This is a genomic window from Kosakonia sp. S57 (assembly GCF_016516575.1).
GTDB lineage: Bacteria > Pseudomonadota > Gammaproteobacteria > Enterobacterales > Enterobacteriaceae > Kosakonia > Kosakonia cowanii.
This window is the reverse complement of the sequence record NZ_JACVUL010000011.1, coordinates 66,254-78,931: the sequence shown is the minus strand read 5'-3', so window position 1 is coordinate 78,931 and position 12,678 is coordinate 66,254. Positions and strand designations below refer to the sequence as shown.

Genomic DNA, 12,678 nt, shown 5'->3' with positions numbered 1-12,678 from the left:
TTTTTTCCTTATTCGCCGAGCGATGCCAGCGCAGATTTGAGGGAGTTAAGTACTTCAGGGCTTACTTCATCGACAGCGCCCGGCTTGTCGTTTTCTTCGGCAGCAGCGCCCGGCATGCTGCCCAAAGCTTTCAGGTGCTTCCGGCGCTCAGATCGGGGCATGCCGCCCTTCGCCAGAAAAGCATCAATTTTGCGGATAGCCGCCGCAGGGCTTTCTTCATCGCTGGTAATTTCATCGGAGGAGAGCAGCGCGTCGGCCAGGCCTCTGGTCACTGAGTCGCTGCCACCGATAAAGGACTCCTTGTCCATCAGCGACTGAATTTCTTCGACTGGCATGCCGGAACGCGCGGCATAGATGTCGGCCATTGCCTTATCGAACGGCTCCAGGTAGTCAGCGTATTCCCGGAAATCATTCCGGTTTCCGGCGGCCATGATCCAGGCGTTGTGGATCATAAGAAACGCGCCGCGGCCTATCTGGACCTCATCTCCCGCCATGGCGATGATGGATGCAGCTGACGCGGCGAGGCCCAGCACCTTCACGGTGACTTTCCCCTGGTATTCACGGAAAAGGTTATAAATGGCGAGACCTTCGAACATATCCCCGCCAGGCGAGTTGATGTGGACTGTCACATCCTCGCCGCCAAGCGAGCGGAGCGCTGCTGCAATCCGGTTAGCGCTCACGCCGTCACCCCACCAGTCCTCTCCGATCACATCGAAGATGGTGATGGTGTTCTCACCCGACTGCGCCGCAGCGCGAATGCTGCCGTCCCAGCGTTCAATAGCGGCTGCAGGCAGATCGCGTTTTCCGGACGCAGAAATCCGCCCCTCCGGCGCCGCCGGAAGAGTGCTCATCTTCTTCATTGGTTCTCCTAAGCCGCTTTTTTAAGCGGTGACTGCTCCGGTGGAATGTCCGGGAAAAGGAAGGCGTGAAGCTTCATGATATTGCTGGCCTGCGCCCCAACGTTGTTCTCACGCAGCTGATCAAGCGGCGTCAGGTTCAGCTGGACAGTGTAAATCTCACCGCCCTCAATCGGTGGCAGGTTCTCAAGCCGGCGCACGTCATTACGGGACATCCAGCCATTCTGCAGCGCTGTGGTGTAGTAGGCAGAACGCCCCGCGCTGTCGGCGCGCAACAAGCCTTCTACAGAGAATTCTGCGAAAAGTTCATCATCACTGTCCAGGAGGCAGCGTGAAATCTCCTGCTCAATATTCACCAGCAGCGGGCGCAGCGTGTTGGTCAGGAACTGCAGGTTCATGCCTTCGACGCTGGATGCCCAGCTGCTCTGTTTGTCGGCATGGCCGACCATGAACGGCGGGACGCGAAACCAGCGGCAGATCTCTTCAATACTGAATGAGCGGCTTTCCAGCATCTGCGCGTCCTCAGGGTTCATCGTGACACCCTGATATTTCATGCCGCCCTCCAGCACCATGATCTTGCCCGCATTCTTCGAGCTGGTGAACGCCTGCATATAACTGCGCAGACGCGCGCGCTGATCGTCATTGAGCGCTGCATCGGAAGTGAGAAACCCCGAGCTCTGAATGCCATTTTCGAAGATTTTTGCGGCCGACTGCTCCACCGCCAGCGCCGCACCGATCACATCGCGACCGGTCATCATGGGCATCATCCCGCAAACCCCGTCGAGTCCGAATCCCCGGATGTGCATGATGTTTTTTACCGGAATGACGCGCTTTGTTTTGCTCTCGGTATAGGTGTATTCCAGCGCACCGCTGTCGAGCCGCTTAACCACCATGTTCTGCGGCAATAAAGGCACCAGCGATACCAGCTTCTGGCCGATGTATTTTTTTTCGACGAACGCATTACCGCGCAGGCAGATGCTGGCGACCACCATCAGCATGAAGCGCGATGGCGTCATTTCCGCATTCGGGCGGCGGCAAAGCACTGAATAGGCCGGATGGTTAGTTGCTGGCTTGCGGGAACCGTCTGCCTGCCGCTCGTAAATCTTCAGCGGCAGGGTAGAAACAGACTCGCTGAGCAGTCTGACGCAGGCCCATACCGCTGAAAGCCGCATGGCTTTGTCAGCAGTGACGACCTGCCCGCTGCTGCTGGTACCAAACCATTCCTCCCAGAATGTTCCGGTGGTCAGGCTGATGGGCACACCCAGCCAGTTGAGCAGAGCGCTTTTCACCCTGCCCGGCTGCTTATTTTTATTCATCAGAAACCTACCATGATGGGGTTATCGAAGAAGCCACTCAGATCCTGCCGCGTATCAGGCAGCATGGCGCGACCGATATTCATAATCAGGGCAGTTGCCCCGTCTATTTTATTTTCGCTGTGCTCCTTGATGGGGCGCACAACGTCATCATTACCAGGCAGGTGTTTACCGACGACATTGGAAATACACCAGGTGAGGATGGGATGACCATCATGATGGAAGCGCCCGGCCTCTATCGCCGCCTCAAGCTCCTTCATGGGGTCTGACATGTTGGTGTAGTTCTGCACGATCGTTATCGGGCTAAGCCCCTCATCGGCCAGATGATGAGAAAGGTTTGTGGCGCCATGCGGGTCTATTGCGGATTCTTCTACCGGGTTCTGGCGGTTGACTGCTTTCGCCTCCTCAAGGATCACCCGGTAGTCGATCTCTGCGCCATCCGTTAACTGCAGGTGATCGCTGTTCACCCACTTCTGGAATCGCTCAGCGGTACGCTGCTGATCCGTATCGGTGCTGTAAACCGTGTCGTATGGCACCCAGAAGCGTGGCGCCACGCAGTAGTAATGCCGTTTACCGTCAATATCGCGGGTGAAAATCCTCACCATGCTGTTCATATCGAGCTTACGCGCAAGGTCAAAAGACAGATAACAGGGCTGCCCCTCAAACTGCTCAAGCGAGAGCGTTTCATCCTCACAGTTGCGCCAGCTGACCAGGTTGAAGAAAGCCGCCCGGGCTGAAACCCATATATTCAGGTGCTTTGTCTTGAATACGTTGGCCTGACGGGCGTTGTTCATCGCCCTTTTCTGCTGGCTGAGAAGGAAATCGCTGTACACCGATACCCCCATGTTGGGATTTGCCTTGCGGAGTACCGCCGGGTCGGTCCAGTCATCGCCTTCGTCAACGGTGTAGATCACGCCGAAAAGCTCTTCGTTCGGTACCGTGCCGTTAAGCATCTCGATCACTTCCCGACGCTTGTCGTAGCATGGTCCCTCGATGTTGTAGCCCGCCGTTGTGATTGCCCACATCAGGGGCTGGCGCCGCGCACCCATACCGGTCAGCATCGTGGTATAGAGCGCATCGGTATCATGCTCATGGTATTCATCCACTACCGCGCAGCTTGGCGACGAACCGTCACCGGGATTGCCGATCAGGGGTTCAAAACGGGCGCCGTCCTCCGGCCGGTTCATGTTCGACGCGTTTACCTCGACGCCAAAAGCATCACACAGCGCCGGCGTGCGTTTGCACATCAGCCGGGCCGGGCGGAAAACCTCCCAGGCCTGCTTTTCTGTCGTGGCACCGGAATAGACTTCAGCACCAAACTCGTCGTCACAGGTGAAGCAGTAAAGCGCCACACCAGCGGAAATCGCCGACTTGCCGTTTTTACGGGGGATCTCGGTGTAGACTTCACGGAACCGGCGAAGCTTAGTCCCCTTCTGTACCCAGCCGAACGCACAGCACACGATAAAAAGCTGCCATGGCTCCAGCGTGATCGGCATCCGTTTAAATGCCCATTCACCTTTGGTGTGGGGGAGCAGCTGAATAAACTTGGCTGCCTTTTCAGCAAGATCCTTGTCAAATCGGTACCGGAATTTCTTTGTTTTCTCTTTCGCCAGATCATCAAGATGGCGCTGGCACGCATCAACGACATACCTGCAGGCCACAGTCCTTCCCCGCACGATGTCGCGGGCATACTGATTTGCGGCGTTCACGTTCGGATAGGATTTACGGGTCATAGGTTCTTGAATGGGTTATCAGACTGTTTTTTGTTTGCGCCCATCAGCCGTTGCCTGCTGCTGGGATCCAGCCCGAGCATGCCGCCGAAGGAGGCCATCTGCCGCATGGCTTCATTTAGTACCGTCAACGCCGGGTTTTTGATCACACCGCCCATTGCGCCGGTAACGGTTATACCGTTGTCAGCAACGTGACTCTGCGCAGCGCGGGCGTTGGCGTACGCCACACAAAACATTTCGAGGTTGTGTAAATCTGTCGCGCATAAAACCGCCTGCGCGCACAGCTCCTTAGAGACCATTTTCCACATTGTCGCAGCGTCTTCGCTGAGCCACTCCGGCGGGTCAACGCCGGTGATGGGGGTGAAGGAAGGCTCTTCTTTATTGAGGGCGCGCTTACCCGGATTACCGGCCAGCAACTTCCGGGCGGTCGGCTTGGCGCGGCGTCCGGATCGGCCCGTCGCTCCAGCCATAGACGCTCCAGTTAAATTTTATATTTCGCGGGTGTGAAAATCTGACTGAGGCGGCGGTACTTAGGGTTCAGGCCCCAAAACTTTCGACCCGCCCTCCCGTGGATGAGAATAATTATCATTTACAATGAAATAATTACAAATGCAACTAATTATTGATAATGATTATCATTTAAGCCTTTCCCTGCCTGTTTTCGACTTATGGCAGGGCCAGCACAGCGCTTCGAGGTTCGAAGGGTCGTCAGTGCCGCCTTTTGCTTTAGCGATGATGTGGTCGACAGTCTTTGCCGCCGCAATCTGTCCATTACGCCTGCAGTTCTGGCACAGATGTTTGTCGCGTGCCAGAACCTCAGCCCTGAGCACGTCCCACTTGCTGCCGTAGCCACGCTGGTGGCGATTCTGTCCGCGCTGGTGCTGCTGCCAGCCTTCGTTTCTGTGCTGCTCGCAGTAACCTGAGCGGTCGGTGGTTGTTCCGGCGCATCCACGCTTACGGCATGCGCGCGGTATTGCTGCTGGCATCAGGCAATCCTCCATGCGCGTCGGCGTTCTGTGCGCGGTACCGCATCAGGGTGCTGCTCAACGGGTTTACCATCTGCGTGATCGACAAGCGACCAGCAGGGATAGATGACCGCCCCACCCCACGCATCACCCACGGCGTAATCAGCAGGCTTGCCGCTGTCCCAGCGCGCCAGCACTCGGGTGATATGTGAGGGAGGTACGCTGTAGCACACACCGTGAATGAGCTTTGGTAACGTGATGTAATCGGTCCGCGCCTTGTCGGCAACTATCAGCCGCTCGGCAATCAGCATCTGATATTGTGGCGGTCGGCCGGTACCGAGATAAAAGCTCAGCATGTCTTCAGGGAAGAGGGAAAGCCAGAGGGCAACCTTTTCCTCAAAGCTAGCTACCGGCATCGCGTCATCTTCCAGCACGACAACATGACAGGATTGATCTGCTGCCCACTCCATCGCGCGGCGATGATTCCAGTTGGCACCCCTGTCGTGCTCGTCAACCAGCAGGTGAGCGCCAAGAGAGACAGCCAGCCTTTCGGCCTGCTCTCGCCGGGCGTGATGTCCGACCACAACGAATTTCACTTGTGCTTCCAAAAGGCGCACTCCTTACCAATGCCGTCAGACTTGAAAATGCTATGGACCTGCGGCCCGGTCACGATGCGATCGCCAAAGCGTTTAGCCACAATGCCAAACGCCAGCATATCGCCGACCGCTGGAGGTGCGTTCTCTGTCTTCCAGAAGCGGTGGCACTCCAGCAGGTAATACAGCCGCACTATGCCGTGCGCAAACTCCATCACGTCAGCGCGCAGCCCGCCAAGCAATCCGGCATTCAGCATCACATCGTCGCGATGCTCATCGAGGAAGTCCTGATAGATGCGCTCCGGGTGGTGCTGGCGTGCCCAGGCATCGGCGTAGGTCTTTGGTTCAGAGCCGACATACACCTTGCCCGGCACCATATCTGCCCACGGCTCGCGGAGCATTTCGACATCGGTACCGTCAGTGCACCAGACGAAATGATACTCAGGGTGATCGCGAAGGTGCTGCCAGATATGGAGCCAGCGCCGGAAGTAAACGTTCATCTTCACGGCGGGGACGCGACACAGTTCAACATCTGCCGGTGCGTTCGCCAGCTCATCAGCCACCACTACCCGGCCGCAGCCGCGCAATGAATCAGCCCACTTCGCCAGCAGGTCAGGTAAGGCAGTCATTCTGGTACCGCGCTGCGGGTCGGGCTCACTGGTCAGCAATGTGGTGATTACTACATTGTGTTGTGGGCGATACGGGGCGTAGCCGGTGTAACCGGTATCGCGGCGCGCATTGTGAATTTTGACGTTGTGCTTTACCTGCTCTTCCCGATCCGGACGTGGTACCGAGCGCTCCACCAGCTCATGCTCATCGAGTGAGTGAATCAGCTTTTCAGAGCCGACCACATCAGCGAATGGCCAGCATGTCATCCCGGCATTGTGGATGCGCAGGGCGAGATCGCTGTGCTCATACATGCCGCGACCGTAAATAGGGTCAAATCCGCCGACACGCTCTATGGCGCTACGGTGGTAATAAAGCATCACGCCGCGCTGGCCGGTGTAGGCGATATGCTGATTGTCGCGATACAGCACCGCGATATCGTTCAGCTTGCGCGCGCCAGCCAGATCGAGAAACTGATAAGCCAGATGTGGCTCGGGTGATTCAATGTAGGGCAGCCACCAGCCATCAGCGATCGGCCAGGCGTCGTCGTCCCACAGGAAGAGATGCTCACACCCGGCATCCATCAGCGCAGTAAGGCTGGCGTTCTTCGATGCCACAATGCCCAGCGATTTATCGTGCCGAATCAGATTAACGCTGGTGGGCACCGCCGCTGGTGGCTGTGAACCATCATCAATGACGACCACCAGCGCGCCGACAGGTAAATGGTGGAGATGATGCTCCAGCGCCTTGCTTAGAACAGCAGCGCGATTGTGCGTAGAGATGGCTATGCCGATACGGCTGGTGGCTGGAGTGCAGACAGGCGCGTACGGGACACCATCGATAGTGACCTGCATAAAGCTTCCTTTTAGATGTGAGCCTGTCGCATTGGGCGGGAGTCCTAGAAAACAACTTATGACAAACTCACGCTGAACGATCTCGAAAAAATTTACTAATCAACTTCATTATCTAAATTATTTTTTGAATTATTTTTAAAAGGTATTTTCGCTAAGGAACTTAGGCGCTCGCTACGAGTCATATACGACGGCAGATTACCATGATAAGGTTCCTCCCCTAATAGCCACTTATTTAAAACTTTTTTAAGCTCCTCATTCTGCTCTTTCAAAGCATCCAGCTCTGACTGCACACTTCTTGTTTCTAACTGGTATTGTCTTAATTGCCCAACCTCATTTTTAAGGTTTTCAGTCTCTAATATTAACTTCTGGTTTTTCTTATAATTTTCAGCGGCTTTAAGGTTTAGTTCAGAAATCTCCTGTTTCGTCTTAGCATTTTTTGCTTCGATCTTAACTTTCTTTCTTTCTATAAGAGTTGCTTTTAATTCCTTTCCTGCGTCTCTTTTAAAACTAACATAAGAGTGATAGTAGGCATAAAAAGCATTAAACAACGGTACGACAAAAACAAAAAAAAGCATTGAAGCAAGCGGATTAATAACTTGACGGCATATATCTTTATATGCAGACACCTGACTAATAACAACATTTATCTCTTCTTTTGAAAAGATAAATATTGAGATAGGAATCCAGTTAAAACCTACCCATGAAATAATGAATGCTAAATAAAATGGGCCCTTTACTCGCTCCGAAAAGTTCTTGTAAAGATCTGATACTACTTCTTTGATTTCTGCCATGTCAGCTCCTTATTTCTGACATGATACCCATCAAAAGTAGCTCTCGTAAATGGGTTCGCATTTAGCCTTAAAAATCATTAAACGTTTATCTGCATTGTTCTTTGATGTACTCCTGCAGATAGCCAACCTGTTTGGTTACTGTGGCTATTCGTTCTCTGAGGGTAAAATAATCCCGTTGAGCAGCGTCAGTAAGTCGGGGGCTGGAAGCATCGCCCATGCTGCTGGTGCCGGGCGCTCCGCTCGCTGGACATCTGGCGTTGAGCTGCAACCGGCGCTTGCCAGTAGCAACATCGCGCTCAAGCTGATCGATAGTGGCTTTAGCATCTGCCAGTTCTCCCGTGTATTTGGCATCAAGTGCAGCAACGTTACGCTGGCGCACCTTCATGTCGGCGATTGTGTTGTTAGCCAGCTTCAGGTTGTGGGTAGCTTCGTTACGCTGTCGCTTATAGTCGATAGCGTTATTGCGGTAATGGTTAATCGCCCAGGCGAGGGACAGAACGCAGGCGAGCAGGAGCAGAGCGGCGACCGCTTTCCAGTTAGAGATCATCTTTGCTTTCCGCCAGGCACAAAGAGCGCTCCATCTCCCGCCGGTTCTGCAATCCTTTCCATTTCATGCCACCAGCGTAAACCCAGCGGCGCATTTCTTCGCATGCCCCTTCCTGATCCCCGCGGTTCAGTTTTCTCAGCAGCGTTGATTTGGAAAAAGCATCCGAACCGACGTTAAACACGAAGCTATAAAGCGCGGCGCGCTGGTACTCGCCCAGGGGCACTTTCACAAGGTTGTCGACGGTGCGCTTTGCCGGCTGCAGGTCTTTCCACAGCAGGCGATCGCATTCGCGGTCGGTATAGGTCTTGCCCCGAATGATGTCGGTACCAGTGTGACCGTCGCAAACCGTCCATACGCCAGCTACGTCTTTGTAAGCTTCGTACTTCCGGCCTTCGACGCCATCTTTACCGCCAATGAAGATAGTTGCTATCGCAAGCGCGCCTGCACCGGCAGCGCCGATCAACTTTCTGCGAAGCGGAGTAGAAAAAGGCATCACTCCTCCTTAAAAGCTGATGGGTTGGGCCAGCGCCGATAAGACTCGATCTGCGCCAGGGTGGTTTTGCGTTTGTAATACCAGTTGATGCCAAATGTCAGAAGCGCCACAACGATGCCGGCAATTACGCCAACGGCACTCCATTCATCAGGGCTTAGCCTGGTCAGTACTCCATTGGCCACCGTCCCTGCTGATGCGCCATAGGCAGCGCCAGAAGCTAATTTGCTCATATTTGACATGTCTCTCACCTCCGATTACGTCGGGGTGCTGTGCGCCTGAAATAGTCTGACCATAGGTTATGGAAATTCATACCTTAGAGAAAATATCAAGGTCAGAAATGAAAAAACCCCGCATTTGCGAGGTTTTAGGTGATAAGCGTCGTGTCGTTGTGACAACTCTTATCACATTACTTGATTTATTGCGGACCGCGAGAGTATTTTTTAAATCTTTCTTGCTTTTTGATTCGGAAGCCTATGGAAACCACCTTCGACACAAGAGATGAGTATCAAAGAAAAACTATCGCAGAAAGACTCGAAAAGCTGCTGGGTTCGAATGTAGATATTTCGCCAGTAGTAATAGATGGCTACTGGGGTACAGGAAAAACAGAGTTTAGCTTGAAGTTATGCCATTACCTTTCCAAGCAGGAGGAGAAGAGACTTATAGTATATATTGATGCCTTCAAGGAGGATCATTGTGAGGATCCACTATTGAGTATTACTGCGGCTATAGCTAATGCTCTTCCAGATGATGAGGAAAGAGATGAATTGATAAAAAAAGCAGTCCCGGCAATAAAATTCGGTGTTAAAACGGCTCTTAAAGCGGGTGCGGGATGGGTTCTACGTCAGAACACAGACGTTCTGGCAGAAGAATTTCAGCAAGTAATAAAAGAGACAAGCGATGCAGCTATTGACGGGACTATCGAAAGATTGATATCCGAGCACATGGAATCTGAAAATAATATAAAAGCCCTAAATAGTAAACTTAGAGAGATTTCTAAAAAGAAAAAAATAATATTAGTTATTGACGAGCTAGACAGATGTCGACCAACTTATGCTGTGGAAATTTTAGAAAAGGTCAAACATATCTTTGATGCACCAAATGTAAAATTTGTGCTTGTTGCAAATTTATCACAACTAAAAGCTGCAATTAATCATGTATATGGCTCGTCAGTTGATTCTCAAAATTATTTAGATAAATTTATAAAATACATCATAAGACTACCGGAAACATTCAAACCAGATGGATTCAACTCTTTTCATACATCGCATGCGCATTGGAACAATCTAATAGAAGGAAGCGAGCTTACACAGCCAGTAAGAATGGCAATAAGTAAGAGAGTAGAAGAAATACTAGATATCAGATTATTATCGCTACGTGAAATAGAAACCCTGCATAGATACCTTGAGGTTTTTCAAATAGTTAGCGAAAATGAGATCAACGACCAGAAGATATACGCATCTAATATCACAAGATTTGTCGCCGTTTATACTTATTGCTTTGGAGATAAATCAAAATTAAGAAACCTCAACACCAATGAAGCAATATTAGAAATAGCAAAAACCCTTCACATTGATAAAATAACGATACCTAAGGATTATTATTACAAAACCCCACATTACATAGTAATCTTTTACGGATTAATCAAAGACAATCAGTTAAATATATCGAAATTCATCAACCCAAGCGATGACTCCTTATCTAGACTAGAAGACTTATCTGAGAGGATAACTAAAGAAAGCTTTCATGATTTTAATTATAAAGCCACATTTCAATACGCACTAGACAAGTTATCACTATCCTTTTAAAACATACAGAGCCCTGAATAAGGGCTCTTTTCTTTCACACATCCATATTTAAATTCACACCAAGCATAGCTAGACAGCCATCAATGAAACCTTCAGCCATTTTCATTTCAGTTCGTATTATTTTTTCATCTTTCTTTTTTGCACGAGCTATGCTGCGCTTAGACATTCTATAAAGATAATGTGCAACTAATAGCGAATGCTCATATGGTTTTTTCTGTTTTAGTCGGGCTAGACAACCTTCTATTACTAAAGCATCGTCATCTGTACATGAAAGTCGAGACTGGGTTGATGCAGGTAACAACCCCTTAAATCCTGCCGCGATAGGAGAATAGTCCACACCTGCACTATCTTTAGCTGCCCAAGCCCCCCACATTTCTAACACCTTTTGAATATCACGCATTACTCATCTCCACAATTTACGCCAGCGCGCCGATAGCCAGTGCGCGATCGATAAAACGAAACAGCAGTACCAACTGGCTGCCGTGCTTTTCTTCAAATGCCACGGTGTCAGCGTGCAACGCGTCGTGATGCGCTCTGCAAAGCGGGACACAAACAGGTCGTGCGCCTTGGTGCCCATTCCACCCTGCCCGTGGCCTATCAGGTGATGGGGGTCGTCTGCCGGGTTGCCACAGCACATGCACTGCTGCGTTTTAACCCAGCGGGTGTACTTCTCACTCTGCCAGCGGCGGCGCTTCGGGCGCAGCATGAAGGATTCCGGCGTTTCGGGATCGACATTCAGCGCTAGCACCTGCTTAGCTACCTCCTCCACTATTTCGCGCCCAAGGCGTTCGCCGGGCACAAGTTCTGTTTCGCGGGTGACGGAACGGATCACCGGCTTCGGCATTCTCAGCACCTGCCGGGCGGCATCTTCCGGCAGGGCATCGGCCAGGCCATTACGCGCGAGCCACCAGCAGAACTCCGGCAACGTGAGCGTATGCGAATCGTCGAAACCCAGCTCGCGGCGGGCAGTAGTGAGGATGTAAGCCGCGCAGTTCGCCCGCGCCATGTGCGCCAGCTGCTCAGTTGTCTGCTCCCGCAGCAGGTTGTCGCAGTGCCAGCACAGGCGAAGCGCGCCGGGCGCGTGGCGCATCGTGGTGATGTTCTCGGCATGCCAGGACTCGTGTGGCCACTGGCATTCACCCCTCTCCATCAGCCAGCTTTCAAGCCCGCCAATGCCGCCGGCGCGGCGCAGCACCGCATCGTTTTCAAAAACACCGGCGAGTGCGGGATCTTCAACCAGCGGCTGCTCTGCTGGTGGCAGTTCGCCGTTGGGCATACCCGCCAGGCGCTCCGGCTCATTTTCCAGCAGCATGCGCCCGCGGCGGAAATGCATCAGCAGGCTGGCGCCCGGCCTGAACATAACGAGACCCAACTCATTAACTACTACCGGATTCAGCAGCGCCCTCATTTAAAAGTTCCCAGTGTTGTCGATTTGAACATGCTGATCGTAATCTCGACGCTGCCGCCCTTCACTATCGGCCCCCACTCCACCAGCATCTTTTTCACCTGGCTGTCGTCCTCCCACACGCCGGCATGCGTCAGCGCGTCGAATAAAGCCTTGTTGTAGTTGTCGATGTCCCGGCGGCGCGCGTCCGGAGGGAATAGGAGGATCTCGACTGCAGCTGGCTCGGTCGACGGCTTCGGCAGGCGGCGCAGCTGCTCGATGATGGCCGCACAGGCAGCACTCTGGTATTTGCGCCCGTCAGCGCTGATGAGATGACGCCCCTTCAGTGGCCCCTTATTCGGAGCACGCCAGTAGGTGTTCACGCTCGGCGGAAACGGCAGAATCAGCTTCATAAGGCAACCCCGCGCATTTTCAAAAACGAGATCGCCTGGTCTCTCGCATGTTCTTCACCGGCCACCAGCGAGCGCAGCAGCGAAACTGCCTCATCTTCAGCGACCGGGGTGTTGATGGAGATACCACGGCACACGCCCGGAAATAGGGTTATAGCGCCTTTACGCTCGAGGGATCGCAGCACTTCAGTTGCCGCGTTCGGCGATGCTGCGCCCATCAGATCGGCCACTTCCTTTTGCGTCGGCGGGATCCCATGCTCTTTATAGAAAGCCACGATCAGGCTCAATATTTGCTGCTGGCGGGCTGTTAAAAGGTTCTTTTTCACACTG

General features: G+C 52.7%; 15 protein-coding genes and 1 pseudogene. 1 reads left to right on the top strand and 15 read right to left on the bottom strand.

The features are described 5' to 3' along the window. Positions 1-8: 8 nt before the first annotated feature. From IAE48_RS12690 to IAE48_RS12640, 11 genes are all read right to left on the bottom strand, one after another. Positions 9-860, bottom strand: coding sequence for a head maturation protease, ClpP-related (locus IAE48_RS12690; protein ID WP_094421133.1), 852 nt, complete (start codon positions 858-860; stop codon positions 9-11). Positions 861-868: 8 nt separating this feature from the next. After that, a complete protein-coding gene (locus IAE48_RS12685; protein ID WP_200134609.1) occupies positions 869-2,173 on the bottom strand; it encodes a phage portal protein in 1,305 nt (434 codons plus the stop codon). Beyond that, positions 2,173-3,903 carry a terminase large subunit gene (locus tag IAE48_RS12680; RefSeq protein WP_200134608.1) on the bottom strand — a complete coding sequence of 577 codons (1,731 nt, stop codon included), beginning with the start codon at positions 3,901-3,903 and terminating at the stop codon, positions 2,173-2,175. The genes IAE48_RS12685 and IAE48_RS12680 overlap by 1 nt, the downstream gene beginning before the upstream one ends. Then, the gene (locus IAE48_RS12675; protein ID WP_200134607.1) at positions 3,900-4,370 is read right to left on the bottom strand and encodes a phage terminase small subunit P27 family; all 471 of its coding nucleotides are present in this window, start codon (positions 4,368-4,370) and stop codon (positions 3,900-3,902) included. Before IAE48_RS12675 ends, IAE48_RS12680 begins: the two co-directional genes overlap by 4 nt. A 165-nt stretch (positions 4,371-4,535) precedes the next feature. After that, complete coding sequence (locus IAE48_RS12670; RefSeq protein WP_200134606.1) at positions 4,536-4,886, bottom strand: HNH endonuclease; 351 nt, start codon at positions 4,884-4,886, stop codon at positions 4,536-4,538. Then, positions 4,886-5,473, bottom strand: coding sequence for a hypothetical protein (locus IAE48_RS12665; RefSeq protein WP_200134605.1), 588 nt, complete (start codon positions 5,471-5,473; stop codon positions 4,886-4,888). The genes IAE48_RS12670 and IAE48_RS12665 overlap by 1 nt, the downstream gene beginning before the upstream one ends. Next, positions 5,458-6,918 carry a glycosyltransferase family 2 protein gene (locus IAE48_RS12660; RefSeq protein WP_200134604.1) on the bottom strand — a complete coding sequence of 487 codons (1,461 nt, stop codon included), beginning with the start codon at positions 6,916-6,918 and terminating at the stop codon, positions 5,458-5,460. The genes IAE48_RS12665 and IAE48_RS12660 overlap by 16 nt, the downstream gene beginning before the upstream one ends. Before the next feature lie 95 nt (positions 6,919-7,013). Further along, entirely contained in the window at positions 7,014-7,709 is a 696-nt protein-coding gene (locus tag IAE48_RS12655) for a hypothetical protein (protein ID WP_200134603.1), read from the bottom strand. Positions 7,710-7,794: 85 nt separating this feature from the next. Next, positions 7,795-8,256, bottom strand: coding sequence for a lysis protein (locus tag IAE48_RS12650; RefSeq protein WP_255564474.1), 462 nt, complete (start codon positions 8,254-8,256; stop codon positions 7,795-7,797). Next, positions 8,246-8,749, bottom strand: a complete 504-nt coding sequence (locus IAE48_RS12645; protein WP_200134602.1) for a lysozyme — start codon at positions 8,747-8,749, stop codon at positions 8,246-8,248. Before IAE48_RS12645 ends, IAE48_RS12650 begins: the two co-directional genes overlap by 11 nt. Then, positions 8,749-8,988 carry a phage holin gene (locus IAE48_RS12640; protein ID WP_200134601.1) on the bottom strand — a complete coding sequence of 80 codons (240 nt, stop codon included), beginning with the start codon at positions 8,986-8,988 and terminating at the stop codon, positions 8,749-8,751. The genes IAE48_RS12645 and IAE48_RS12640 overlap by 1 nt, the downstream gene beginning before the upstream one ends. Positions 8,989-9,222: 234 nt before the next feature. On the opposite strand from IAE48_RS12640, the gene IAE48_RS12635 reads away from it, so the two are divergent. Beyond that, entirely contained in the window at positions 9,223-10,554 is a 1,332-nt protein-coding gene (locus IAE48_RS12635) for a P-loop NTPase fold protein (RefSeq protein WP_200134600.1), read from the top strand. A 34-nt stretch (positions 10,555-10,588) separates the two neighbouring features. On the opposite strand, the gene IAE48_RS12630 is transcribed toward IAE48_RS12635, so the two are convergent. The 4 genes and pseudogenes from IAE48_RS12630 to IAE48_RS12615 form a co-directional block, all read right to left on the bottom strand. Further along, positions 10,589-10,954, bottom strand: coding sequence for an antiterminator Q family protein (locus IAE48_RS12630; RefSeq protein ID WP_200134599.1), 366 nt, complete (start codon positions 10,952-10,954; stop codon positions 10,589-10,591). A gap of 16 nt (positions 10,955-10,970) precedes the next feature. After that, positions 10,971-11,962 (bottom strand): annotated as a pseudogene (locus IAE48_RS12625) (DUF968 domain-containing protein). Then, complete coding sequence (locus tag IAE48_RS12620) at positions 11,959-12,351, bottom strand: RusA family crossover junction endodeoxyribonuclease (protein ID WP_200134598.1); 393 nt, start codon at positions 12,349-12,351, stop codon at positions 11,959-11,961. Before IAE48_RS12620 ends, IAE48_RS12625 begins: the two are co-directional and overlap by 4 nt. After that, positions 12,348-12,674, bottom strand: coding sequence for a LexA family transcriptional regulator (locus tag IAE48_RS12615; RefSeq protein WP_200134597.1), 327 nt, complete (start codon positions 12,672-12,674; stop codon positions 12,348-12,350). The genes IAE48_RS12620 and IAE48_RS12615 overlap by 4 nt, the downstream gene beginning before the upstream one ends. Positions 12,675-12,678 lie beyond the last annotated feature (4 nt).